Source organism: Actinomadura opuntiae, assembly GCF_030283205.1.
Lineage (GTDB): Bacteria > Actinomycetota > Actinomycetes > Streptosporangiales > Streptosporangiaceae > Spirillospora.
The window spans coordinates 1-24,026 of the sequence record NZ_JASNWF010000049.1; the positions used below are offsets into that span (position 1 = coordinate 1).

19 protein-coding genes and 1 pseudogene are annotated in these 24,026 nt (G+C 73.7%); 10 read left to right on the forward strand and 10 right to left on the reverse strand.

Translation table 11 applies throughout. The annotated features are described in order from the left end of the window. Nucleotides 1-128 precede the first annotated feature (128 nt). Nucleotides 129-557: a PPOX class F420-dependent oxidoreductase gene (locus QP089_RS48345; RefSeq protein ID WP_285921374.1), complete on the forward strand. Its 429-nt coding sequence runs from the start codon at nucleotides 129-131 to the stop codon at nucleotides 555-557. 40 nt (nucleotides 558-597) lie between these two features. On the opposite strand, the gene QP089_RS48350 is transcribed toward QP089_RS48345, so the two are convergent. Both QP089_RS48350 and QP089_RS48355 read right to left on the reverse strand, forming a co-directional pair. Continuing rightward, nucleotides 598-1,314, reverse strand: coding sequence for an SDR family oxidoreductase (locus tag QP089_RS48350; protein ID WP_285921375.1), 717 nt, complete (start codon nucleotides 1,312-1,314; stop codon nucleotides 598-600). A 128-nt stretch (nucleotides 1,315-1,442) separates the two neighbouring features. Beyond that, the gene (locus QP089_RS48355) at nucleotides 1,443-2,222 is read right to left on the reverse strand and encodes a class I SAM-dependent methyltransferase (protein WP_285921376.1); all 780 of its coding nucleotides are present in this window, start codon (nucleotides 2,220-2,222) and stop codon (nucleotides 1,443-1,445) included. 70 nt (nucleotides 2,223-2,292) lie between these two features. Between QP089_RS48355 and QP089_RS48360 the strand changes: the two genes are divergently transcribed. The 3 genes from QP089_RS48360 to QP089_RS48370 all read left to right on the forward strand — a co-directional run bounded on the left by QP089_RS48360 (nucleotide 2,293) and on the right by QP089_RS48370 (nucleotide 5,591). Beyond that, on the forward strand, nucleotides 2,293-2,871 hold the full coding sequence (locus QP089_RS48360) for a CGNR zinc finger domain-containing protein (protein WP_285921377.1): 579 nt from the start codon (nucleotides 2,293-2,295) through the stop codon (nucleotides 2,869-2,871). Between the two features lie 127 nt (nucleotides 2,872-2,998). Next, entirely contained in the window at nucleotides 2,999-5,029 is a 2,031-nt protein-coding gene (locus QP089_RS48365; protein ID WP_285921378.1) for a CehA/McbA family metallohydrolase, read from the forward strand. Nucleotides 5,030-5,132: 103 nt separating this feature from the next. Beyond that, a complete protein-coding gene (locus QP089_RS48370; RefSeq protein ID WP_285921379.1) occupies nucleotides 5,133-5,591 on the forward strand; it encodes an SRPBCC family protein in 459 nt (152 codons plus the stop codon). 110 nt (nucleotides 5,592-5,701) lie between these two features. Here the strand turns inward: QP089_RS48370 and QP089_RS48375 are convergent, their stop codons facing one another. The 8 genes from QP089_RS48375 to QP089_RS48410 all read right to left on the reverse strand — a co-directional run bounded on the left by QP089_RS48375 (nucleotide 5,702) and on the right by QP089_RS48410 (nucleotide 18,030). After that, nucleotides 5,702-8,224, reverse strand: coding sequence for a GMC oxidoreductase (locus tag QP089_RS48375; protein ID WP_285921380.1), 2,523 nt, complete (start codon nucleotides 8,222-8,224; stop codon nucleotides 5,702-5,704). 1 nt (nucleotide 8,225) lies between these two features. Further along, entirely contained in the window at nucleotides 8,226-9,317 is a 1,092-nt protein-coding gene (locus QP089_RS48380; protein WP_285921381.1) for an alpha/beta hydrolase, read from the reverse strand. Nucleotides 9,318-9,455: 138 nt separating this feature from the next. Then, nucleotides 9,456-12,425, reverse strand: a complete 2,970-nt coding sequence (locus QP089_RS48385; protein WP_285921382.1) for a helix-turn-helix transcriptional regulator — start codon at nucleotides 12,423-12,425, stop codon at nucleotides 9,456-9,458. A 213-nt stretch (nucleotides 12,426-12,638) separates the two neighbouring features. Beyond that, entirely contained in the window at nucleotides 12,639-14,072 is a 1,434-nt protein-coding gene (locus QP089_RS48390) for a rhamnulokinase (RefSeq protein ID WP_285921383.1), read from the reverse strand. Between the two features lie 50 nt (nucleotides 14,073-14,122). Then, on the reverse strand, nucleotides 14,123-14,743 hold the full coding sequence (locus tag QP089_RS48395; RefSeq protein ID WP_285921384.1) for a LutC/YkgG family protein: 621 nt from the start codon (nucleotides 14,741-14,743) through the stop codon (nucleotides 14,123-14,125). Beyond that, complete coding sequence (locus QP089_RS48400; protein WP_285921385.1) at nucleotides 14,740-16,194, reverse strand: LutB/LldF family L-lactate oxidation iron-sulfur protein; 1,455 nt, start codon at nucleotides 16,192-16,194, stop codon at nucleotides 14,740-14,742. Before QP089_RS48400 ends, QP089_RS48395 begins: the two co-directional genes overlap by 4 nt. Next, entirely contained in the window at nucleotides 16,191-16,904 is a 714-nt protein-coding gene (locus QP089_RS48405) for a (Fe-S)-binding protein (RefSeq protein WP_285921386.1), read from the reverse strand. The genes QP089_RS48400 and QP089_RS48405 overlap by 4 nt, the downstream gene beginning before the upstream one ends. Before the next feature lie 13 nt (nucleotides 16,905-16,917). Further along, complete coding sequence (locus QP089_RS48410; protein WP_446474155.1) at nucleotides 16,918-18,030, reverse strand: LacI family DNA-binding transcriptional regulator; 1,113 nt, start codon at nucleotides 18,028-18,030, stop codon at nucleotides 16,918-16,920. 300 nt (nucleotides 18,031-18,330) lie between these two features. Here QP089_RS48410 and QP089_RS48415 point away from each other — a divergent pair, with 300 nt between their 5' ends. The 6 genes and pseudogenes from QP089_RS48415 to QP089_RS48440 form a co-directional block, all read left to right on the forward strand. Then, nucleotides 18,331-19,869 (forward strand): sugar ABC transporter ATP-binding protein, encoded by a 1,539-nt coding sequence (locus QP089_RS48415; protein ID WP_285921387.1) that lies wholly within the window; start codon nucleotides 18,331-18,333, stop codon nucleotides 19,867-19,869. A gap of 3 nt (nucleotides 19,870-19,872) precedes the next feature. After that, nucleotides 19,873-21,027: an ABC transporter permease gene (locus tag QP089_RS48420; RefSeq protein WP_285921388.1), complete on the forward strand. Its 1,155-nt coding sequence runs from the start codon at nucleotides 19,873-19,875 to the stop codon at nucleotides 21,025-21,027. After that, nucleotides 21,024-22,064 (forward strand): ABC transporter permease, encoded by a 1,041-nt coding sequence (locus tag QP089_RS48425; RefSeq protein ID WP_285921389.1) that lies wholly within the window; start codon nucleotides 21,024-21,026, stop codon nucleotides 22,062-22,064. The genes QP089_RS48420 and QP089_RS48425 overlap by 4 nt, the downstream gene beginning before the upstream one ends. 69 nt (nucleotides 22,065-22,133) lie before the next feature. Continuing rightward, nucleotides 22,134-23,219, forward strand: coding sequence for a rhamnose ABC transporter substrate-binding protein (gene rhaS / locus QP089_RS48430; protein WP_285921390.1), 1,086 nt, complete (start codon nucleotides 22,134-22,136; stop codon nucleotides 23,217-23,219). Nucleotides 23,220-23,240: 21 nt separating this feature from the next. Further along, entirely contained in the window at nucleotides 23,241-23,573 is a 333-nt protein-coding gene (locus QP089_RS48435) for an L-rhamnose mutarotase (RefSeq protein ID WP_285921391.1), read from the forward strand. 57 nt (nucleotides 23,574-23,630) lie between these two features. Continuing rightward, nucleotides 23,631-24,026, forward strand: a pseudogene (locus QP089_RS48440) (L-rhamnose isomerase); the annotation flags it as partial.

Genomic DNA, 24,026 nt, shown 5'->3' on the forward strand with positions numbered 1-24,026 from the left:
GCGCCGGCCGCGCCGGCCGGCCGCCGCGCCGGCCGGTTCGCGGGCCGGTTCGCGGGCCGCGCTCCCGGGAAGTGATCATGACCGGGCGCCGTTGTGCCCTGAAACGATCACGATCCGGGAGGCGGGCGATGGCGGACGACGCGGCGCTGGAGAGACTGCTGGAGGAGCGCGACCTCGGGGTGCTGGTCACCCTGAAGCGGGACGGGCGGCCCCAGCTGTCCAACGTCAACTACCACTACGACGCGGGCTCCCGGCTGGTCCGCGTCTCGATCACCGCGGACCGCGCCAAGGCCCGCAACCTGCGCCGCGACCCGCGCGCGAGCCTGCACGTCAGCGCGGCGGACGGCTGGTCCTACACGGTCGCCGAAGGCACCGCCGAGCTGAGCGAGGTCGCGGCCGATCCGCACGACGCGGCCGTCGAGGAGCTCATCGAGGTGTACCGGGCCATCGGCGGCGAGCATCCCGACTGGGACGACTACCGGCGCGCGATGGTGCGCGACGGGCGGCTCGTCGTCCGGCTGCACGTCGAGCACCTGTACGGCATCGCCCGCTCCTGATCGCCGCGGGCCGGGCGCGCCGCGCGCCCGGCCCGCGCGGTCAGTGCACCTGGCCGGACGGACGCAGCACCACGGAGTTGACCTCGACGCCCGCCGGCTGCGACAGCGCCCACACGATCGACTCGGCGACGTTCTCCGACGTCATGACGGGGCCGTCGGGCACGCCGCCGTCCCGCGAGTCCCAGAACGGCGACTCCACCCGTCCGGGGGAGACGAGGGTGACGCCGACGCCGGAGCCGGTGACCAGCACCCGCGCGTTCTCCGCCAGCGCCGACACCGCGAACTTGGTCACCGAGTAGAAGTTGCCGGGCGTGTTCTTCACGCCGGCGGTGCTGCCGACCAGCACGATCCGGCCGCCGCTCGCGCGCAGCGCGGGCAGCGCCGCCCGGATCAGCAGCGCCGGGCCCAGCACGTTGGTCAGCAGCATCTCCCGCCACTGCCCGGGGTCGCCGTCCGCGAGGTCGTCGTGGGTGGAGAAGCCCGCGTTGGCGACCACGTGGTCGAGCCGCCCGAACCGCTCGACCGCCCCGTCCACCGCCGCGCCGACCGCCTCCGGGTCGGACGCGTCGCCCGGGAAGGTCAGCAGCGCCCCGCCTGCACCGGCCTCGGCGGCGAACGCCTTCAGCCGCTCCTCGCCGCGTCCGGTGATGGCGACGCGGTGGCCCCGGCCGAGCAGGATCCGGGTGACGGCCGCGCCGATCCCGCTGCCGCCGCCGGTGACCAGGGTGACCGGGGCGCCGTCCGCCGCTGTGCTCATGATCGTTCCTTACTGTCGGTGCCGGCGCGACCGCCGGCTCGGCGAACCCAACGACCGCCGAGCGTACGGCGACCGCCCCCACCGCGGCGAACGCCCCGCCGCAGCCAACGCCCCGCCGCGAGATCGGGTCAGGTGCCGAGGAGGGCGGCGAGGACGCGGTTGTCGCCGTGCTGCCAGAGCGTGCCGACCTCGGTGAAGCCGGACGCGCGCAGCGCCTCGGCGTGCGCGGACAGCAGCCGCGACGGCGAGTCGTGGTGGCCGGTGACCTCCTCGGTGCTCCGGCCGCGCAGCTCGGCGAAGGCGGGGTCGGCGCCGATCGCCTCCCACCACTGCTCCCAGTTCTCCGGGCGCGGTCCGGCGGCGCGGTGCCGGGCCCGCCGGCGCTCGCGCAGCGCGCCCTCCAGCCGGTCCAGGCCGGGCGCGGCGTCGTCGACGTGCAGGTTGTCGCCGTTGAGGAACAGCCCGCCGGGCCGCAGCAGCGTCGCCAGCTCGCCGTACACCACGCGCAGTTCGGCGGGGGAGATCCAGTGCAGCGCGGTGGTGCTGAGGGCGGCGTCGGCCTGCCGGGGCAGGCGCAGCCGGGCGGCCCAGCCGGGCTCGCGCAGGTCGAGGGACGTGAAGGCGATGCCGTCGCGGCCGGCGTGCACGGCGCGGCCGAGCGACAGCAGGAGCGGGTCGGTGTCGATGGCGACGACGGTGGCGCCGGGGATGCGGTCGAGGAGCCGGCCGGCCAGCGAGCCGGGCCCGCAGCCGAGGTCCAGCACGAGCGGGTCGGGGCGGCCGGCGGCGGCCTCGACGGCGTCGATCATCGCGGTGAAGCGCTCCTCGCGGTCGGGCACGTAGCCCTCCTGCTGGGCGTCCCAGCGCGCGATCCAGGTGCCGGCGGTCTCCTGGTCGAGCAGCGTCATGACCCCTCCTGTGACTGTCATGTAGCCTTTGGACAGTTACACGCTAAACCGGAAATAGGTGACTGGTCAAGTGAACTTCAACAGTTACACCGACGGGGTGGTGGCGGACGCCGTCACCCTGGTCAACGAGCTGACCGAGGGCGAGAGCCGCGGCCGCCCCTTCGCGGTGCCCGACCTCGTCACCGCGGGCGAGGCGTTCCTGGAGGGCGCCGGCTGGGGCAGGAGGCTCACCGCCGACCAGGCCGCGGAGCTGGCCGCCGTCGCCCGCGAGCTGCGCGTGGTCTTCGAGGCCGCCGCCGGCGGCGACCTGGACACCGCCGCCGGGCAGATCAACCGGCTGCTGGAGGAGACCCGCGCCAGGCCCCGGCTGGAGCGCCACGACGGCGAGCCGTGGCACGTGCACTTCCACGGCATCGGCGACACCATCACCGCCGACTGGGGCGCGTCCTGCGCCACCGGCCTCGCCGTCGTCCTCGGCGGCGAGTTCGCCGACCGGCTCGGCGTGTGCACCGCGCCGCACTGCGACCGCGTCTACGTCGACACCTCCCGCAACGGCAAGCGCCGCTTCTGCTCGACCGCCTGCCAGAACCGCGTGAAGACCGCCGCGTTCCGGGCGCGCGCGCAGACGCCGCCGTCCCGCGGAGCATGATCCATATACGCGGTGGTGCGTTCGCGCATCCGCGGTGCAAAAGGCGCATCCCGGGACCGGAAGCGGCCCTAGGCGCCCTACCGGTTCCGTGTCACGCTGACGGTCCCCCACACCGGGAGGGACGACGATGTGCGACGCCGACCCGCTGGCACCGCCCGCGGTCGCGCGGGCCCTGGAGGAGTACCGGGGACTGCTGCGCGAGCACGGCCCGACCTGGGGCGAGCCCACCAACGGCTTCGTCCGGCAGATCGAGACCAGCGCGTTCCTGCTGAACGAGCACGACTTCTGGATCACCGGCCTCCAGCAGCTCCTGGCCCGGTTCCCGGACGCCTCCGCGGAGGAGATCGACGCGCGCGTCCCCGAACTCGACGCCGCCGAGGTCGTCCGCGACGCGCTCGCCGGCCGGGCCCTGGACAACCTCGCCGTCCTGCGCCTCACCGCGGACGGCGCGTCGCTGAAGAGCGTCGCCCGGACCCTGCTGGACGGGCGGGACCTGCGCACCACCCTCCTCATCGACTCGTCCCGGAGCACGCCCGCCACCGTGCGGATCGACGGCGCCGACCACGAGATCCCGCCCGGCGGCGCCCGGCTCGTGCCGATCACCTCCGGCAGCGGCGTCACCGCCGACGGGACGCCGGTCGCGCTCGGCGCGCTCGTCCAGCGCGCCCCCGCCGGGCGGCTGCGGCTGCGCGCCGGATTCCCCTGCCGCTGGACGGTCGTCGACGCCGACGGCCAGGGCTGGTACCCGGACGGCGCGCCCGAGCGGATCGACGCGAACCGCGCGCCCTACTTCCACGGCGACGACGTCGTCCTGGACGTCCCCGCCGAACCGCTCACCGTCCGCGTCACCCGCGGAATGGAGTACGGGACCGCCGAGCGGACCCTCACCCCGGCGGCCGGCGCGGAGACCCTCGTGGACCTCGCCCCCGCGCGGCTGTACGACGCGGCCGCCAAGGGCTGGTTCGGCGGTGACATGCACGTCCACATGAACTGGACGGGCGACACCGTCGGGACGCCCGCGCAGGCCGCCGCCGTCCAGCAGGGCGAGGACCTGCACGTCCTCAACCTCGTCGCCGGGAACGTGGCCGGCGACCGCGTCTACGACCGCGAGGCCCTGGAGCACTGGGCCGGGGACGACCTGCCGTGGTCGGACGCGACCCACATCGCCCGGCTCGGCGTCGAGTACCGCAACGACCTGCTCGGCCACCTGTACGCGTTCGGCGTGGACGCGCCGCCCGGCCGCTACCACACCGGGTTCATCGGCGCCCCCGACTGGCCGCCCAACGGCGACGGCTACCGGGAGCTGCGCGAACGCGGCGCGCTGATGGGCTACAGCCACCCCTTCCACCTCCCGGCCAACGACGACGACCCGCCCGCCGCGCTGCTGACCTCCGGCCGCAACTGCTCGGCCCGCGAGATCGTCGCCGACGCCGCGCTCGGCCTCGTCGACTCCCTCGACGTCGTCAACCACTCCTCCATCCAGGCGACCGCCGTCGTCTACCGGCGGCTGCTCGGCGCGGGCAACGCGCTGGCCGCCACCGCCGGGACGGACGCGATGCTGTCGTTCCAGCGGCGCGGCAACCAGTCCAGCCCGCCCGGGTGGGGACGCGTCTACGCCCGCGTGGACGGCCCGCTCACCGCCGCGTCGTTCGCCGAGGCCGTCCGCCGCGGACGCACCTTCGCCACGACCGGGCCGTGGCTGGAGCTGGAGGTGGACGGGCACGGCCCCGGCGACGTCCTGGACCTCGCACCGGGCGACCGCGTCACCGTGACGGCCCGGACCGTCGGCCCCGAGGTGCTGACCGTCCAGCTGCGCACGGCCGACGGCGTCATCGCCGAGGGGCCGCCCGGCGAGATCACCGCCGAGCTCACCGTGGAGCGCCCCACCTACCTCGTCGCCGTCGCGTCCGGGCCGCCGCACCCGCGGTCGATGAACCACGCCGGCGCGTTCGCCCACACCAGCCCCGTCCACCTGAACGTGGACGGCCGGCCCGTGGCCCGCGAGGCCGACCTGCGCTGGTGCCTGGACTACCTCGACGGCCTGGAGGAGATGATCCGCCGCGCCGCCCGCCTGGACGGCCCCGCGCAGCTCGCCGACCACCTCGACCTGCTCGACCGGGCCCGCGGCGTCTACCGGTCGCGGCTCGCCGAGGGCTGACCGGACGCGGCTCGCGGAGGCCGGCCGGACGCGCGGGCCGAAGGGCTTGTGCCCCGGTACCCGGCTGGCTACCGTGCGGTAATCACGCCGGGGAGGGGCCACCATGCCGTACGAGATCGAGGCGACCGCCGCCACCGCCGCCACGCCCGCCGAGGTCTTCCGGCACCTCGCCGTGCCCGAGGCGTGGGGCGCGTGGGGCCGGTTCCCCACCCCCGCCAGGCAGACCCGCAAGGGCGACACCACCACCTACGGCGTCGGCGCGGTCAAGACGATCTGGCCCGCCGCCGAGCAGACCGTCGCCTACGAGCCCGACACCCATTTCGCCTACATCGCGCTCAAGGGTCTGCCGCTGCGCCGCTACCGCTCCGACGTGCACCTCGACCAGCGCGGCACCGGCACGTTCATCCGCTGGCAGGCGCAGTTCGAGCCGCTGGTCCCCGCCACCGGCCCGCTGCTGCGCCTCGGCCTGAAAGCGATGATCGAGGCGTTCACCCGCTGGCTCCCCGCCCACGCCGAGCACTGCCCGCCCGACTGCCCCGCCCGCCGCGCCGGCGACCTCTAGCCGCCGTCCTCTGGCCGCCCTCCGCCGGACGGCCCGCGCGAAGAAAAAGGTGCAGGCCGAGAGCACCCCGCAGTTCCCTCGGCCTGCACGATCGAGCCCCCCTTGGGCGATCAGCCCGCGCGGTCCGGGCCGTACACCTCCCACAGCTCCCCGGCGAAGAACCGGCCGAACCGCACCAGCGCCTCCGCCCCGTCCGGGCCGGTCGTGCGGAAGGTCGCCAGCTGCCGCGCGAAGTCGGTCAGCCGGATGTGCAGGACGCCCGCCCCCGCGACCGGCGCCCCGCCCTCCGCCTCCTCCGGGACGTGCCCCTCCAGCAGCCGCACGTACAGCGTGGAGGTGTCCGGCCAGATCCGCGTCGGCGGACCGTGCAGGACGTTCTTGTGCCCCGTGAGGGTCAGCGGCCGGCCCGCCCCGTCGGTGAAGTACAGCCGGTACTTCATCAGCCGGCGGTCCTCCCCGCCGTCGGGGACGAACAGGTTGAACCACCCCCGCTCCACCTCGCGGCGGCCCCCGTGCCCCCGCGCGTCCACCCACCCCTCGGCGGACGCGGTGTGGTCCGGCTCGGTCAGGAACCGGTCCACGTCGTGCGCGGTGATCGTCAGCCGGAACGACAGCGGGATCCGCCCGCCGGCCAGCTCGCCGATCCGCGCGTCGCTCTCCCCGTAGGTGATGAACCCCTTCATCTCCTCGGTGAACGACAGCGACGTACGGCCGGGCGCCGCGGCGGGCGGTCCCCCCGGACCGCCGCCGCTCCCCGGACCCGTGCCGTACGCCGGGTCGCGCCCCGCCCCGTCCGGCGAGCCGGTTCCCCCGGCCGGCTCGGCCCCCGTGTCGGACGGGACGGTCCCCGCACCCTCTGCCCCCGAGCCCTCGTCCCCCGAGCCCTCTGCCCCCGGCTCCGGCGCCCCCGCGCCTTCCGCCCGGCCCGCGCCCCCGTGCGCGGACAGGTTCTCCAGCAGCCGCGTCGCGAGCCGGTCGGCCTGCGCGGCGATCGTGAGCGAGGGGTTCGGGCCCACCGGGCCCGGCATCGCCGCCCCGTCGGAGATGTAAAGGCCCGGGAACCCGAACACCTCGCCGAAGGCGTCGCAGACGCCCTCGCCCTGGTGAGCGCCCATCGGGGCGCCGCCCAGCGGATGCACCGTGATGATCCGCTTGCGGAACCACATCGGGTTGTCGGCGTAGTGCGCGCCGAGCACGTCCGCGATGCCCTGCATGGTCTTGCGGACGCGGGTGAACAGCGCCTCGCTGGTCTCGGCCGAGTACTCCGCGGCGAGCCGACCGCCGCGCAGGAACAGCCGCCCGTCCGCGGTGTCGCGGCCCATCCCGAGCAGCGGCAGCGAGCTGACCGTCAGCGCCCCGTCGCCGATCAGGTCGGAGATCTCCGCCGACAGGTTGGTGTCCGGCGCGTCCTTGAAGAACTCGGTGAAGCGGCCCCACAGGAACCTCACCGCGCGCTCGATCTCGTGCCGGGTGTCGAAGCCCTGCACGATCCAGTCGGCGAACCCCGGGTAGCCGCCGTCCTCGATGTAGGCGCCGCGGCCCGCGCCGGGCACCCCGTCCACCTCGTCGGGCAGCCGGATCGCGGTGGTGATCACCGGGCCGCGGGCGGCGTCCAGCGGCCGGACCCGGTCCCGGTCCCTGGCGTTCAGCAGGAACGTCAGCAGGTCGCCGTTGCCGCTGAACCGGCTGCCGAGCGCCTCGCTCAGCCCCGGGAACGCCTCCTTGCACTTCAGCAGCAGGAACGTCGTCCCGTAGGTGCCGGCGCCGAGGACCAGCCGGTCGCAGGAGAGGGTGGCGACCTGGGGCCGCCGCTCCCGGACGGTGAGGTCGGCGTGGTGGACGTAGTCGACCTCGTACCCGCCGCCCGGACGCGGCCGGATCGCCTTCACCTCGTGCGAGGTGCGGATGTCGGCCCCGTGGTGCTTTGCCGCCGACAGGTAGGTGTGGTCGAGGCTGTTCTTGGCGCCGTCGTTGCAGCCGATGTCGCACTCGCCGCACATCCGGCACGTCCGCCGGGCGGCGCCGTGGATGTTGCCGTACCCGGCGTCGGCGATCGGCAGGCCGATGCCGGGCGTGCCGCCGGGCCGGCCGGCGAAGCTGACCGCGAGCGGCGGCAGCGCGATGTCGAGGCCGAGCTCGGCCGCCGCGTCCTGCATGGCGTGCGTCTTCGGCGTGTCGTTGAACGGCGCGCTGTCCAGCGGGTACGGCGTGGCGCCCAGCATCTCCTCGACCGCGCCGTAGTGCGGGTCGAGGTCGGCGCGGGAGATCGGCCACGGCTCGTAGCCGCCGCCGCGCATCGGCTCGTCGTGCACGAACCAGTGCTCGTCCTTGCGCAGCAGCACGTTGGCGTAGATCAGCGAGCCGCCGCCGAGCCCGGACGACACGACCGAGTCGCAGCCGCCGAAGCTCCACACGTCGAACATCCCGTACAGCCCGGCCGCCGGGTCCCAGAAGGCGCGCCCGACCTGGGCGGGGGAGCGGGGGAAGCTGCCGGGCGGGTACGGCCGGCCGCGCTCCAGCAGCACCACCTGCCGCCCGGCCTCGGCCAGCCGGAACGCGGTCACCGAGCCGCCGAACCCGGAGCCGACGACCACGGTGTCGACGTGCTCGGCCGTCGCGCGGGGGGCGCCCATGTCAGCCCGCCTTCCGCTTGAGGAAGTCCACGACCCGCGGGAACACCTCGGTGGCGGACTCGGCGCCCATGAACGGGTCCTGGTGCCCGTAGCCCGGGAGGATCTCCAGCTCGTGCAGGCCCGGTGTGATCCGTTCGAGCGTGCGATGGCAGACGATGTTGGAGTCGGTGAACACGTGGTTGCGGTCTCCGGTGAGGAACAGGATCGGAGTGTCGACGTCCGCGGCGCCCGCCAGGTAGTCGGCGGGCAGGCCGGCGTGGCGGGGGTCGCGCGGGTCGTACCTCACCGCGCGGCCGGCCTTCACCATCTTGTGGACGTGCCGGTAGTAGTGCACGCCGACGGAGCCGAACAGGTCCGTGAGCCGGCCGTGCGTGACCGGCGACATCTTGTCGTGGCTGAAGATCGGCTTGCCGCCGCCCCACATGAAGCTGAGCATGTGGCAGGCGGGCTCGTCGCAGGCCGGGTGGAACGGCCCGACCGCCTTGGCGATCATCCAGCCGCGGGTCAGCGCGGGAGCGGTGCCGTAGCGCGGGTCGAGGTGGGAGGGGCCGAGCACGTACTCCAGCATCGCCGGCCCGTACCCGAGCTTGATCCGGGACCACAGCGGCGTGCGCGGCGTCAGCGCGACGCTGTTGCAGGTGAGGCTGGCGATGCCGGTGACGGTGCCGGCGAACAGCGCCATCGCGAACGACACCGACCCCAGGCAGTGCGAGATCACGTGCACGCGCCGGTCGCCGATGTGCTTGCGCAGCTCGGCGATCGCCGCCGGATGGTCGTACTGCGCGACGTCGTCGAGGGTGAAGCGGTGCGTCTCGGAGTCGTAGGGGAACCGGCCGCTCATCCGGAAGTCCAGGGCCCACACGTCCCCGAACCCCGAGTCGTGCAGGAAGCTCACCAGGTTCTCGTGCTCCGGCATGATGTACATGTCGCTGGAGGTGGTGAGCCCGTGCACCAGCAGGACGACGTCGTCGCCGTCGGCGCGGTGGAACCGGGTGAGGTTCAGGCCCAGCCCGTCCTCGGTCGCGAAGGGGTGCACGGAGACCTCGGCGTCGGTGACGCCCGCGAGCGTGAATCGCGCGATCCGCTGGCCCATGTCGTTCCCCTTCGGCTCTCTGACGGCCCCAACCTTGCCAAACGCGGCGGTACGCCCGGCATCGTGGAGAACCCGTACTTACGTGGTGGGTGGGACGCGGGAGCCCGTGCGCCCGCGTACGTGAGATGAGAGGGCCGCTCAGCCCTGTCGGTTCATCGCGGTGGCCACCCCGACCCGGGACGACACGCCGATCTTGGCGAACACCCGGGACAGGTGCGTCTCCACCGTCCGGACGCTGAGGTAGAGCCGCTCGGCGATCTGCTGGTTGCCGAGCCCCTCGGCGACCAGCAGCGCGATCTCGTGCTCGCGCGGCGACAGCCCGAACGGCAGGTCCCCCTTGCCGGCCTTGCCGCGCCCGCCGGCGGGCGCGGTGCGGGCGGCGCCCGGCACCCGGATCCCGAGCCGGCGCTGCTCGCGGACGGCCTGCGCGTGCAGCCCGAGCATCCCGCACTCCTCGAAGACCGCCGCCGCGGCGCGCAGCCGCTCGCGGGCCTCGCCGCGCTCGTCGGCGGCAGCGTGCGCGATCCCGGCCGACAGCTCGGCGCGCCCGGCCTCCAGCCGGCGGCCCGCCCCGGCCAGCAGCCCCGCCGCGTCCGCTGCGAGCCGCGCCGCCCGGCCCGGCTCGGCGACCCGGAGCGCGTGCGCGCGCGCCAGCCGCGCCACCCCGACGTCGCCGGCGAGCGCGGGGTCGGCGATGGCCTCGGCGATGTCGGCCCACCGGGCGGCGTCGGCGGCGTCGCCCTGCCCGGCCCGCACGCAGGCGAGCTGCTCGGCGCACATCACCAGCGTGCTGAACTCCAGGCCCTGCGTCCCGTCGCCGCACGCCGCGATCAGCGCCTGCGCGCCCTCCTCGGTACGGCCCGCGTTGATCGTGGCCAGCGCGAGCGCGACGTGCGCCATGTGCGTCCACCACTCGCCCGACCCGGTGTCCTGCGCGACGGCCTCCTCGCCGGCCCGCAGCGCGCGGTCGTGGTCGCCGGCCCAGCTCGCCGTCAGGCACTGCTGGATCAGCCCGTAGGCCAGCACCTCCGGCGAGTCCAGCGCGCGGCCGACCGCGGTCGCCTCCTCGGCGTCCGCCGCGGCCTCTGCCAGCCGGCCCCGCAGCATCAGCACCCGCGACCGCCCGGCCAGCATGTAGCCGAGGATGAACGTCTGCCCGGTCGCCCGGGTGATCGTCACCAGCCGGTCGGCGTTGCGGACGGCGCTGTCGTGCATGCCGAGGAACGACTCGGCGAACAGCAGCCAGACCATGCAGTCCAGGCAGTCGGCGAAGTCGCCGTCGGACGCGGCGGCGAACAGCTGGTCGGCGGCCTCGGCGTAGGCGACCGCCTCGGCGACCTCGCCCCGCACGTACGACACGATCGGGCGCATCGACGCGACCGCCGCGGTCAGGCCCGGCCCCCAGCCGGGCGCGCTGTCGGGCAGCGTGTCCAGCACGGCCTGGGAGCCGCGGGCGTCGGCCCGCTGGATCCGGTCGGCGACCAGCCGGATCCGCAGCAGCACCGCCTCGGGGGTCTGCCGGTCGGTGATGCGGCGCAGCTCGTCCAGCACCAGCGCGCGCGCCTCGTGGATGCGGCCGAGCTGCCGCTCCATCCGCGCGCACATGTGCACCGTGCGGGCGCGCCGGACGGTGTCGTCCAGCGGCAGCAGGCTCAGCAGGGTGCGGGCGGTCTCCCGGCCCTCCTCGGCGTGGCCGCTGAACGCCTGCACCTGCGCCAGCTCCACCAGCAGCTCGATCCGGTCCGGGAGCGCCCTGCCGTCGGCCGGGCCGCCGGGCGCGGCGGACGCCTCGGTCCCGTCCGGCATCAGCCCGAGCGCCGCCTCCAGCCAGTACGCGGCGGTGCCGGGCGCCTGGGGCGCGACGGCGCGGGCGGCCTCGACCAGCGTCCCGATCGCCTCGGCGTCGCCGAACCGGGCCGAACGCAGCACGTGGTGGGCGCGCACCGCCGCCGGGGCGCCGAGCTCGGCCAGCCGCGCCGCCACCCGCGAGTGCGCCGCGAACCGCCAGCCCGCCGCCGTCGAGGCGTACGCGACGTGCCGCACCAGCGGATGCCGGAACCGGAACCGGCCGCCCGACGTCGGCCGGACCACGTCGTGCGCGGTCAGCGCGTCGAGCGCGGCGAGCGCCTCGTCCTGCGCCATCTCCGCGGCGACCGCGGCCAGCGCCGGCTCGAACACGTCCGCCGCGACGGCCGCGCCGCGCGCCATCAGCAGCGCCTCCGGCGGCAGCGCGCTCAGCTCCACCTGCAGGGCGGTCCGGACGGCGGGCGGCACCTCGGTCAGGTTCGCCACGCCCTTCTCCCAGTCCCGCCCCTCGATCCCGTCGGCGCCGAGGACGCGGTCGCCGTGCCGGCCCATCCGGGCCAGCGCCTCCAGGTAGAACGGGTTGCCGCCGCTGGCCTTGTACAGCGACTCGGCGAGGGCGCGGGGCACGTCCGGGCCGAGGAACTCCTCCACCTCGCCGCGCGACAGCGGCTCCACCGGGACCCGGGTGCCCGCCGGCCCGGCCGCGTCCGCCAGCGCCGCCAGCCGCGGCGACGCCTGCGCCGGCCGGTAGGCCACCGCGACCAGCACGTTCGCGCGCGGCGGGTGCCGCACCAGGTGGTCCATCAGCTCGATCGTCGCGTCGTCGGCCCAGTGCAGATCGTCGAGGATCAGCACGAGCCCGGACGGCGCGGCCAGGCGTTCCAGCAGATGCCGGACGCTGCGGTGCAGCTGGTAGCGGGCGACCGGGTCGGCGGCCCCGTCGGGGGCGTGCCCGGCGTCCGGACCGGCGACGCGGTCGGCCAGCGCGGGGAACACGGTGCCGAGCAGCCGCAGTGCGCCGGACGACAGCTCAGGGACGTCGTCTTCCAGCCGGTCGTCGAGGGCGTCGACGACGGCGCCGAACGGCATCTCCTGCTCGAACTCGGCGGCGCGGCCGGCCAGGTAGGGCAGCTTGCGGGCGGACGCGCCGTCGGCGAGCTCGTTCAGCAGCCGGGTCTTGCCGGCGCCGGGCTCGCCGACCAGCGCCAGGAAGCCGTAGCCCGTGGCGGTCGCGTCCAGCGCGCGGTTCAGCGCGCCGAGCGCGTCGCGTCGCCCCACCAGCGGAGCACCGGCGTCGCTCATGTCCACACCCCACAGAGACAGGCGGCCGACACGCCCTGATCATGCTTGCCGTGGTTCCCGGTCCTTCAAGCGGGTTTTACCTTATCGGGTCGAACGTCAATAGGAGCGGGACAACACGCCCCGCGCGTCCCTGCTATCAACCGCCGACGCGCCCCGCATGTCAACCACAGGGAGTGAAACCCTCCCAGGAACGTGACATCCCCGCGCCGCGCGTCAGCGGTCGAGGCCGAGGCGGTCGGCGGCCTCGTCCCAGCGGGCGGTGTCGCCGGACGGCTCGTGGCGGCGCAGCGGCTGCGTCGCGGCGACCAGCGCGCGGGACTCGGCGAGGGTGCCGGCCAGGCCGTGCGCGCGGGCCTGGGTGAGGACGTTGCCGAGCGCCGTCGCCTCGACCGGGCCGGCCACGACCGGCAGCCCGGCGGCGTCGGCGGTGAGCCGGCACAGCAGCTCGTTGCGGCTGCCGCCGCCGACCAGGTGCACCACGTCGATCTCCTGCCCGGACAGCCGGGACGCCTGACGCAGCGTGGCGCGGTGCGCCAGCGCGAGGCTGTCCATGATGCAGCGGACGGTCTCGGCGCGGGTCGCGGGCTCGGGGAACCCGCGGCGGCGGCAGTGCGCGGCGATCCGCGCGGGCATGTCGCCCGGCGGCAGGAACTCCGGGTCGTCGGGGTCGATGAGGCTGCGCAGGCCCGGGACGTCGGCGGCCTCGGCGAGCAGGGACGGCAGGTCCGGGTTCCCCCACGCGCGCATCGACTCCTGCAGCAGCCACAGGCCCATGACGTTGCGCAGGTAGCGGACGGTGCCGTCCACGCCGCCCTCGTTGGTGAAGTTCGCCTTGCGGCTCGCCTCCGTCAGCACGGGCTCGCGCAGCTCGACGCCGACCAGCGACCACGTGCCGCAGGAGATGTAGGCGAACCGGTCGGTGGTCGCGGGGACGGCGGCGACGGCGGACGCGGTGTCGTGCGAGCCGACCGCCACCACCGGCAGCGTCGCGGGCAGGCCGGTCTCCTCCGCCACGTCGGGGCGCAGCGTCCCCAGCACCTCGCCCGGCTCGCGGATCGGCGGCAGGAGCGCGGCGGGCAGGCCGAGGCGGGCGAGCAGGTCGCGCGACCAGGCGCCGTCCCGCACGTCCAGCAGGCCGGTCGTGGACGCGTTGGTCCGCTCGGCGCCGACCGCGCCGGTCAGCCAGTGCGCGAGCAGGTCGGGGACCAGCAGCAGCGTGCGGGCGCGCGCCAGGTCGTCGGCGGCGAGCTGGTAGACGGTGTTGAACGGCAGGAACTGCAGGCCGGACGTCTGGTACAGCAGGTCGTCGCCGACCTCGGCGCGAATCCGGTCCATGACGCCGTCGGTGCGGGAGTCGCGGTAGTGGACGGGGTTGCCGATCAGCTTGCCGTGCTCGTCGAGCAGCCCGTAGTCGACGGCCCAGGAGTCGATGCCGATCGACGCGAGACCGGCCGGCGCGGCGCGCAATCCGTCGAGGACGTTGCCGTAGAGGCCGAGGACGTCCCAGTACAGGGTGCCGTTGACCCGAACGGGCCGGTTCGGGAACCGCCGGACCTCCGCCAGCTCCAGCGTGCCGGGCCCGACCCGTCCGGCCATGACGCGCCCGCTGGACGCGCCCAGATCCACGGCGGCGAAGGTCTCGGTCATGCGCGTCTCCTGTGGGGGGACGACCCCCCACGCCCCCCGGTTCGCTTCGCTCATTCTGAGATCACGACTTCCAAGGTGCGGGGCCCGTGCACGCCCTCGACGCGCGACAGCTCGATGTCGCTGGTCGCGGACGGCCCGGACACGAACGTCAGCGGGCGGTGCGGGTCGAGCCGCTCCAGCGCCTCCGGCACGTCCGGCGCCACCTGGTCGGCGAGCACGACGATCAGGTGGTAGTCGGGGACGAGCGACAGCGCGCGCGGGCCCTGCGCCGGGCCGTGGTCGAGCACGATCGTCCCGGTCTCGGCGATCGCGGCGGCGCAGCCGGTGACCGCGCCCGCCAGGCCGTCGAGCGCGGCGATGTCCGGGCCGCGGACCAGGTCGCCGTTCACCTGCGACGTCCACTCCTGGGGCAGGTCCGCCGGGACCCCGTACACGCCCGGACGCGCGGCGAGGCGCTCGGCGACCATCGCGGCCAGTCCCGACGCCGGGACGCGCAGGACCGTCGCGCGGTAGTCGGCGACCCGCTCGGCGAACAGGTCGAGCACGCCGTCCTCGTGGTGGCGGCGCAGGTAGCCGCGGTCGATCGCGGCGTATCCGGCGGCGACCTCGGCGGCCGGGCGCGCCGGCATGATCCGGTCGATCCGGCCGAGGATCTCCTCCCGCGCGCTCACTGCTCCTCCTCCGTGCGTCCGCCGTCGGTCCGTTTCCACCAGGCGCGGAACGACTCGGGCGGCGGCGCGGGCGCGTCCCGCGTCTCGGTCCAGGCGCTGAGCGGCCCGGGCAGCCGCCGGATCCGGCCGCGCGGCGCGACGATGCGGCGGCTCGCGGACGCGGCGCGCTGCGCGAACGCGAGGCGGGTGGGGGAGCGCAGCGTCCATCCGGCCGCCGTCATCGCGACCCGTTCGAGGGGATGCCGGGGGCCGTGCTCGACGGCGCGGGCCCGCAGATGCACGAGCACTTCGGGGATGTCGATGGCGACCGGGCACGCCTCGAAGCACGCCCCGCACAGCGACGACGCGTACGGCAGCGACGCGTCCACCTCCGACCCGATGCCCCTGATCTGCGGCGACAGGATCGCGCCGATCGGGCCCGGGTAGGGCGAGCCGTAGGCGTGGCCGCCGGCGCGCTGGTAGACCGGGCACACGTTGAGGCACGCCGAGCAGCGGATGCAGCGCAGCGCCTGCCGCCCCACCTCGTCGGCGAGCGTGTCGGTGCGCCCGTTGTCCAGCAGGACGAGGTGGAAGGTCTGCGGGCCGTCTCCGGGATGCACGCCCGTCCACGTCGAGGTGTAGGGGTTCATGCGTTCGGCGGTGGAGGAGCGGGGGAGCAGCTGGAGGAAGACCTCCAGGTCCCGCCGGCTCGGCACGAGCTTCTCCACGCCCATCACCGAGATGAGCGTGTCGGGCATGGTCAGGCACATCCGGCCGTTGCCCTCCGACTCCAGCACGACGAGCGTGCCGGTGTCGGCGACGGCGAAGTTCACCCCGGAGATCCCGACCTTCGCCGACAGGAACTTGGCGCGCAGGTGACGGCGCGCCGCCTCCGCCAGCGCGGCGGGGGAGTCGGTGAGGCCGTCCGGGACGTCCTCCATCTCGCGCAGGAAGATGTCGCGGATGTCGGACCGGTTCCGGTGGATCGCCGGGACCAGGATGTGCGACGGCCGGTCGTGCCCCAGCTGGACGATCAGCTCCGCGAGGTCGGTCTCGTAGGCGGTGATGCCGTGCTCGGCGAGCGCCTCGTTCAGGCCGATCTCCTGCGTGGCCATCGACTTGACCTTGACGACCTCGGTCTCGCCGGTCGCCTTCACCAGGTCGGCGACGATCCGGTTGGCCTCCTCGGCGTCGCGCGCCCAGTGCACCGTCCCGCCGGCCTCGGTGACCTTCTCCTCCAGCTGCCGCAGGTAGTGCCCGAGGTTGGCGAGGACGTGGTCCTTGATCTGCTTGCCGGCCTCGCGCAGCGCGTCCCAGTCGTCCAGTTCGGCGACGGCGGCGGCGCGCTTGTCGCGGATCGTGGTGGTGGCGTGCGCGAGGTTGCCGCGCAGCCGCGTGTCGGCGACCGCGCGCCGCGCCGCGTCCGGAAACGACGGCATCCCGACATAGGTCGGCATCGCGGACGAGGTCATGAGGGGTCCTCCTCGGTGGAGGCGAGGATCTCGGCCAGGTGGACGGTCCGCACCCCCGCGCGGGTGCGCGTCAGCGCGCCCCCGATGTGCATCAGGCAGGAGTTGTCGGCGGCGCACAGCGCCTCGGCCTTCGTCTCCCGCACGGCGGTCACCTTGTCGGCGCACATCGCGGCCGACACCTCGGAGTTCTTCAGCGCGAACGTCCCGCCGAACCCGCAGCACTCCCGCGCGTCCGGCAGGTCGACCAGGTCGATGCCGCGCACCTCGCGCAGCAGCCGCAGCGGACGGTCGCCGACGTGCAGCATCCGCAGCGAGTGGCACGTCGGGTGGTAGGTGACGCGGTGCGGGAAGTACGCGCCGACGTCGGTGACGCCGAGGACGTCCACCAGGAACTCCGACAGCTCGTACACGCGGGACGCGACGCCGGCCGTCCGCGGCGCCAGCTTCGGATGCCAGTCGCGGATCATCGCGCCGCACGACGCCGACGGCGTCACGATCGCGTCGTAGGGATCGAACGTCTCGGCGAACCCCTTCACCATGTGCAGCGCCTGGGTGCGGTAGCCGGTGTTGAGGTGCATCTGGCCGCAGCAGGTCTGCGACTCGGGGAACTCCACCTCGTGGCCGAGCCGCCGCAGCAGCCGCACCATCGCGCGCCCGGTCCCCGGGTACATCGTGTCGTTCACGCAGGTGAGGAACAGTGCGACCTTCATGCTCGTGCGCTCTTCATGGTGAGGCGATCTCCCGGTCTCCGGCGGCGGCCCGGCTGGACTCGCGGACCACCAGCTCCGGCTGGAACATGACCTGCTGGTGGGCGTGCCCGCGCGACTCGTCGCACTCCTCGAGCAGCAGCTCGGTCGCGATGCGGCCGAGCTGGTAGGTGGGCTGGCGGACCGAGCTCAGCGGGACGGCGGCCGCCGCGGTGAACTCGATGTCGTCGTACCCGATCAGCGCCACGTCGGTCGGCACCTTCACACCGGCCTGCAGCAGCACCCGCAGCACCCCGAGCGCCAGCAGGTCGTTGGCGCAGAAGATCGCCTCGGGCAGCGGCCCGCCGGACTCCAGCAGCCGGTGCGCCGCCTCCTGCCCGGCGCGGGCGTTCATCGCGCCGACCCCGACCTCCTGGAGCACCTCGCGATCGAGGCCCGCGGCGCGCAGCGCCCGCAGCGCGCCGCGCCGCCGGTCCGCGCACTGCCGCAGGCCCGCGGGGCCGGTGACGAACGCGAGCGTGCGGGCGCCGTCGTCGAGCAGGTGCGTCACCGCCAGCTCGCCGCCCGCGACGTCGTCGACGGCGACCGAGCACTGGTTGGCGCGCGGCGTCGGATGGTCCAGCAGCACGACGGGGACGCCGCGGTCGCGCAGCCGGTCGGCGTTGCCGCCCTCGTCGCCGACGGGGGTCAGCAGCACGCCGCGGACCCGCTGCTCGGCCAGCACCCGCAGGTTGCGCTGCTCGCGCTCGTCGGACTCGCCGGACGAGGACAGGATCACCGCGTAGCCGCGCTCGCTGGCGACGTCCTCGACCCCGCGCGCGACGTCGGTGAAGAACGGGTTCGCCAGGTCCAGCACCATCAGCCCGATCGTGCTGGAGTGCCCGGCGCGCAGCGTCGACGCCGACCCGTTGCGGACGAAGCCGAGCTCCACGATGGCCTGCTCGACGCGGGTGCGCGTCGCGGCGGCGACCCGCTCGGGCCGGTTGAGCACGTTGGAGACGGTGCCCGGCGAGACGCCCGCGTGCGCGGCGACCTGCTTGATACCGACGGTGCGGACGCCGCCGTTCCCGCCCTGGCCGTCCGCCGCCGGGCCCGCGACCGCGGGGCGCCCGGTGTCGTCTGTGCTCAATCTGTGCCCCCGGTCGCTCCGCTGGTGTGCCGCCGCTCACTTTGGGACATCGAATTAAAACGTGTCAACCCCGCTGTCGGAAGTGGCCGCGTCCGAGCCGGGCTGACCGGAGCCGGACGGGAGCGACTTCCGAAACCCGCCCAACCCCGGTGAAGCAAGGGTTTGCGCAGGATCGGGGCGATCTTCCGGCGAAGTTCCCTCTTGACGGGTGCTCCGGCTCACATCTAGCGTCCTCCGCAACATCGCGTTAAAACGTTTTTCATCCATCCGTCACAGACTCCCCGTCCGAGGAGGGTGGCCATGAGTGCACCCGGCAGGCCGACGCCGCCGACATTGGCACTGGTCAACGTGAGCAAATCGTTCGGCGCCGTGCGGGCCCTGCAGGGCGTCACCCTCGAGCTGCACGCCGGGGAGGTGCACGCGCTCGCCGGCGAGAACGGCGCGGGCAAGTCCACGGTCGTAAAAACGTTCGCAGGCGTGCACCGCCCGGACGCCGGCGAGGTCCGAGTCGACGGCGAGCCCGTCGCGTTCAACGGCCCCGCCGACGCGCAGGCCGCCGGCGTCGCCGTCATCTACCAGGAGCCCACGCTGTTCCCCGACCTGTCGGTCGCGGAGAACATCTTCGTGGGCCGCCAGCCGCGCGCCGGGCTCGGCCGCATCGACCGGCGCACCGTGCACGCCGAGACCGCGAAGCTGTTCGAGCGGCTCGGCGTCGCGCTGGACCCGCAGCAGCCCGCCCGCGGCCTGTCCATCGCCGACCAGCAGGTCGTCGAGATCGCCAAGGCCATCTCCCGGGACGCGCGGGTGCTCATCATGGACGAGCCGACCGCCGCGCTCACCGGCCAGGAGGTCGCCCGGCTGTTCAGCGTGACCCGCACGCTGCGCGAGCAGGGCTGCGCGATCCTGTTCATCTCGCACCGGCTGGAGGAGATCTTCGAGATCTGCCAGCGGGTCACCACGCTGCGCGACGGCACCTACATCGGCACCGACCGGGTCGAGGACATCACCGCCGACGACCTCGTCCGCCGCATGGTCGGCCGCGACCTCGACGCGCTCTACCCCAAGCAGGACGTGACGCCCGGCGAGGTCGCGCTGAAGGTCAGCCGGCTGACCCGCGAGGGCGCCTTCACCGACGTCTCCTTCCAGGTGCGGCGCGGCGAGATCGTCGCGCTGGCCGGGCTGGTCGGCGCCGGCCGCAGCGAGGTCGCCCGCGCCATCTTCGGGGTCGACCGCTGGGACGCCGGGGACGTAGAAGTAGCAGGGCGGGCGCTGCCGCCCGGCAGCCCGACCGCCGCGATGTCGGCCGGGCTCGCGCTCGTCCCCGAGGACCGCCGCCAGCAGGGGCTGGTGATGGACATGTCCATCGAGCGCAACATGGGTCTCACCCAGCTGCGCTCCCTGCGCAAGGAGACGGCGCGCGGCCCGCTCATCTCCCGCAAGGTCGAACGCAGCCGCGCCGCCGACTGGGCGCTGCGGCTCCAGCTGAAGTACGCCCGCCTCACCGACACCGTCGGCGTGCTGTCGGGCGGCAACCAGCAGAAGGTCGTGCTCGCCAAGTGGCTCGCCACCGAGCCGACCGTCCTCATCGTGGACGAGCCGACCCGCGGCATCGACGTCGGCACCAAGGCCGAGGTGCACCGGCTGCTGTCGGAGCTGGCCGCGCAGGACCTCGCCGTACTGATGATCTCCTCCGACCTGCCGGAGGTGATCGGCATGGCCGACCGCGTCCTGGTCATGCACGAGGGCCGGCTCACCGCCGAGCTCGCCCGCGCGGACGCGACCGAGGAGAGCGTGATGGCCGCCGCGACCGGGCGCGCCGGAACCGGAAAGGCGGCCTGACCCATGACCGTGCTCACCCAGTCCCCGGCGAAGCCGGGCTCCGGCGGCCCGCCAGGCGGCGGGCGCCGGCTGGTCGAACTCGTCCTGCGCGCCCGCGAGCTGAGCATCCTCGGCGCGCTGGTCGTGCTGGTCATCGGCACCGAGCTCGCCAACCACCGGTTCCTGTCCGGGCAGGGCGTCAAGGACATCTTCCTCAACGCCTCCATCCTGGCGCTGCTGGCCGTCGGCCAGTCGATGGTCGTCGTCACCCGCAACATCGACCTGTCGGTCGGCTCCGTGGTCGGGCTCGTCGCGTTCACCACCGGCAAGTTCGCCTCCGGCGGCGACCGCAACGTCGTCCTGGTGGTGCTGCTCGGCGTCGCCATCGGGCTGGCCTGCGGCCTCGTGAACGGCCTGCTCGTCAGCTTCTGCAAGGTGCCCGCCCTGGTCGTCACCCTCGGCACCCTCTACGTGATCCAGGGCCTGGACTACCGGATCGCGCACGGCGACCAGATCGGCGCCGCCGACCTGCCGTCCTCGGTGCTGTCGCTCGGCAACGACTCCATCCTCGGCATCCCGTACCTGCCGGTCATCACCGTCATCGTGATGCTGATGATGGGCTACTACCTGCGCTCCTACTCCTCCGGACGGGAGTTCTACGCGATCGGGTCCAGCCCCGAGGCGGCGAACCTCGCCGGCATCTCGCTCCGTCGCCGGGTCCTCACCGCCTACCTCGTCAGTGGCGGCCTCGCCGGCCTCGCCGGGGTGCTGTGGCTCGCCCGGTTCGGCACCGTCGTCGCCGACGCCGCGCACGGCTGGGAGCTGAAGGTCGTCAGCGCCGTCGTCGTCGGCGGCGTCGCGATCACCGGCGGCGTCGGCACCGTGTACGGCGCGGCGCTCGGCGCGCTGCTGCTCACCACCATCGGCAGCGTGCTGGTGGTGCTCAAGGTCAACTCGTTCTGGCAGGACGCCATCACCGGCGTCCTCCTGCTCCTGGCGATCAGCGTGGACCGGCTGCTGGCCCTGCGCGTGACCAGGGCGCTCAAGCAGCGGTCGCTGGAGTCCGGCGTCCACCGCGACGACGGCCCCGCGGCTCCCGCGGCGGCTCCCGGCAACGCGACCGCCAAGGCGACCGCATCGACGACCAAGGACGAGGCGCCGAAAGGAAAGGTGTCGTGACCACTGACACGAAGAGCGCCCCGCGCGGCCAGAGCCTGGGCCAGAGCCTGGGCCGGCTGCTGCGGTGGGAGACCGCCGTCACCGCCCTGCTGGTCATCGTCTTCGCCGGCGGCGCCGGGTTCTCGCCCGACTTCGCCAACACCGACAACCTGTCGTTCGCGCTCGGCGACCTCAGCGAGATCGCGCTGATCGCGCTGCCGATGACGCTGCTGGTGGTGTGCGGGCAGGTCGACCTGTCGGTCGCGTCCGTGCTCGGCCTGTGCAGCGCCCTCACCGGCAAGATGTGGGACAACGGCATGGCGATCGAGACGATCATCCCGGTCGTACTGGTCGTCGGCGTCGTCTGCGGCCTGGTCAACGGCCTGCTGGTCACCCGGCTGGGGCTGCCTTCGCTCGCGGTGACGATCGGCACCATGACCCTGTACCGGGGCCTGGCGTACGTCGTGCTCGGCACCGAGGCCATCTCCGAGTTCCCCACCCGGTACACGAACCTGGCGACCGAGTCGATCCCGGGGACGCCGATCCCGTACCCGATCGCGCTGTTCGCCGTCCTAGCGATCATCACGGCCGTGGTGCTGCACGCCACCGGCGTCGGACGGTCGCTGTTCGCGATCGGCTCGCAGGAGGACGCGGCGTACTTCGCCGGCATCCGGGTCAAGCGCCTCAAGCTGATCCTGTTCGTGGTGTCGGGGCTCGTCGCCGGGTTCGCCGGCATCGTCTACACGCTCCGCTACGGCAGCGCCCGCGCCGACAACGGCCTCGGCCTGGAGCTCACCGTCATCGCGGCGGTGCTGCTCGGCGGCATCGACTTCGACGGCGGCAAGGGCACCCTCGGCGGCGTGATCGCCGCGGTGCTGCTCATCGGGCTGCTGCGCAACCTGCTGATGCTCAACGACGTCTCCACCGAGGTCCAGTCGATCGTCACCGGGCTGCTGCTCATCATCAGCGTCCTCACCCCGCGGCTGATCGCCGTGGTGCGCGAGGCACAAGGCCGGCGGCGGGGCGCGCGACCCGCGGTCCCCGCCGCCGTTCCCTGACCCGCGTCCCCCGCCGCATCCGAGAAACCCACCCCAGAGCACGACCTGGAATCCCGAAAGGCAATCGTGATGACCCTTCGTTTGCGCGCCCCGCGCCGCCTCGTGGCCGTCGCGTCCGCGGGCGCCCTCGCCCTGTCCCTCGCCGCGTGCGGCGGCACCACCAAGGACTCCTCGGACGACTCGGGCAGCAAGGCCGCCGCCGGCGGCGACAAGGCGGACCCGAACGCGCCCCTGAAGAAGGGCCTGAAGATCGCGTTCCTGCCCAAGCAGGTGAACAACCCCTACGAGACGATCGTCGACAACGCCGGCATCGCGGCCGCCAAGGAGTACGGCGGCTCGGCCAAGGAGGTCGGCCCGTCCGACGCCTCGGCGTCCTCGCAGGTGTCCTACATCAACACGCTGATCCAGCAGCGGCACGACGCGATCCTGATCGCGGCCAACGACCAGAACGCGGTCTGCGGCCCGCTGAAGCAGGCGATGGCCAAGAAGATCAAGGTCGTCGCCTATGACTCCGACACCGCGCCGGAGTGCCGCAACGTGTTCATCAACCAGGCCAGCTCCGAGGAAATCGGCCGCAGCGAGGTCAAGCTGCTGGCCGACCAGATCGGCGGCAAGGGCGACATCGCGATCCTGTCGGCGACCGCGAACGCCACCAACCAGAACACCTGGATCAAGTACATGCAGGACGAGCTGAAGAAGCCGGAGTACTCCGGGATGAAGCTCGTCAAGATCGCCTACGGTGACGACGACGACCAGAAGTCGTTCCAGCAGACGCAGGGCCTGCTGCAGGCGTACCCGAACCTGAAGGGCATCATCTCGCCCACCACGGTCGGCATCGCGGCCGCCGCCCGCTACATCGACGGCTCCAAGTACAAGGGCAAGGTCACCTTGACCGGCCTCGGCACGCCGGACCAGATGCGCAAGTTCATCAAGGACGGCACCGTCAAGTCGTTCGAGCTGTGGGACCCGAAGAACCTCGGCTACCTCGCCTCCTACGCGGCGGCGGCGCTGTCGTCCGGCCAGATCACCGGCAAGCAGGGCGAGACGTTCAAGGCCGGCAAGCTCGGCGAGCGCACCATCGGCGCCAACGGCGAGGTCATCCTCGGCCCGCCCACGGTGTTCGACGCCAAGAACATCGACCAGTACCACTTCTGATCCGCCGGGATCCGATTTCCGATGGCATCCAAAGGCACGAAGCGCGTCTGCTTCCTGCTGAAGGTCCGGCAGGACCGCCTGGAGGAGTACAGGGAACGCCACCAGGCGGTCTGGCCGGAGATGCGGGAGGCGCTGCGCGCGGCGGGCTGGCACAACTACTCGCTCTTCCTGCGCGAGGACGGCCTGCTCGTCGGCTACCTGGAGACCGACGACTTCCAGGCCGCGCAGGAGGCGATGGCCCGCACCGACGTCAACGCCCGCTGGCAGGCGGAGATGGCGCCGTTCTTCGAGGACCTCGACGGCCGCCCCGACGAGGGGATGCGGCCGCTCCCCGAGGTCTTCCATCTCGACTGAGGGCCGCCGCCGCCACCCGGCGGCGGCCCCGGACAGCAGAAACGTGAGGTTGCACCCGTGAACGACACCAGCGCGGTGAAGGACGCCCTGCGCCGCCAGCAGATCGAGACTCCCTCGTGGGCGTACGGCAACTCGGGGACCCGCTTCAAGGTCTTCGCCCAGCAGGGGGTGCCGCGCACCCCGCAGGAGAAGATCGACGACGCCGCGCAGGTGCACCGCTTCACCGGCGTCGCGCCCAGTGTCGCCGTCCACATCCCGTGGGACAAGGTGGACGACTACGCCGCGCTGGCCGCGCACGCCAAGGAGCGCGGCGTGCGGATCGGCGCGGTCAACACCAACGTGTTCCAGGACGACGACTACAAGCTCGGCAGCGTCACCAACCCCGACCCGAAGGTCCGCCGCAAGGCCCTGGACCACCTGCTCGAATGCGTCGACATCATGGACGCGGTCGGG

Excerpts from the sequence above, each read along its gene's own strand:
- QP089_RS48435 (WP_285921391.1), top strand. The coding sequence starts at position 23,241 with ATGGCATCCAAAGGCACGAAGCGCGTCTGCTTCCTGCTGAAGGTCCGG.
- QP089_RS48420 (WP_285921388.1), top strand. The coding sequence starts at position 19,873 with ATGACCGTGCTCACCCAGTCCCCGGCGAAGCCGGGCTCCGGCGGCCCG.
- rhaS (WP_285921390.1), top strand. The coding sequence starts at position 22,134 with ATGACCCTTCGTTTGCGCGCCCCGCGCCGCCTCGTGGCCGTCGCGTCC.
- QP089_RS48400 (WP_285921385.1), bottom strand. The coding sequence starts at position 16,194 with ATGACCTCGTCCGCGATGCCGACCTATGTCGGGATGCCGTCGTTTCCG.
- QP089_RS48375 (WP_285921380.1), bottom strand. The coding sequence starts at position 8,224 with ATGGGCGCCCCCCGCGCGACGGCCGAGCACGTCGACACCGTGGTCGTC.
- QP089_RS48350 (WP_285921375.1), bottom strand. The coding sequence starts at position 1,314 with ATGAGCACAGCGGCGGACGGCGCCCCGGTCACCCTGGTCACCGGCGGC.
- QP089_RS48385 (WP_285921382.1), bottom strand. The coding sequence starts at position 12,425 with ATGAGCGACGCCGGTGCTCCGCTGGTGGGGCGACGCGACGCGCTCGGC.
- QP089_RS48370 (WP_285921379.1), top strand. The coding sequence starts at position 5,133 with ATGCCGTACGAGATCGAGGCGACCGCCGCCACCGCCGCCACGCCCGCC.
- QP089_RS48355 (WP_285921376.1), bottom strand. The coding sequence starts at position 2,222 with ATGACGCTGCTCGACCAGGAGACCGCCGGCACCTGGATCGCGCGCTGG.
- QP089_RS48345 (WP_285921374.1), top strand. The coding sequence starts at position 129 with ATGGCGGACGACGCGGCGCTGGAGAGACTGCTGGAGGAGCGCGACCTC.
- QP089_RS48380 (WP_285921381.1), bottom strand. The coding sequence starts at position 9,317 with ATGGGCCAGCGGATCGCGCGATTCACGCTCGCGGGCGTCACCGACGCC.
- QP089_RS48405 (WP_285921386.1), bottom strand. The coding sequence starts at position 16,904 with ATGAAGGTCGCACTGTTCCTCACCTGCGTGAACGACACGATGTACCCG.
- QP089_RS48415 (WP_285921387.1), top strand. The coding sequence starts at position 18,331 with ATGAGTGCACCCGGCAGGCCGACGCCGCCGACATTGGCACTGGTCAAC.
- QP089_RS48390 (WP_285921383.1), bottom strand. The coding sequence starts at position 14,072 with ATGACCGAGACCTTCGCCGCCGTGGATCTGGGCGCGTCCAGCGGGCGC.
- QP089_RS48365 (WP_285921378.1), top strand. The coding sequence starts at position 2,999 with ATGTGCGACGCCGACCCGCTGGCACCGCCCGCGGTCGCGCGGGCCCTG.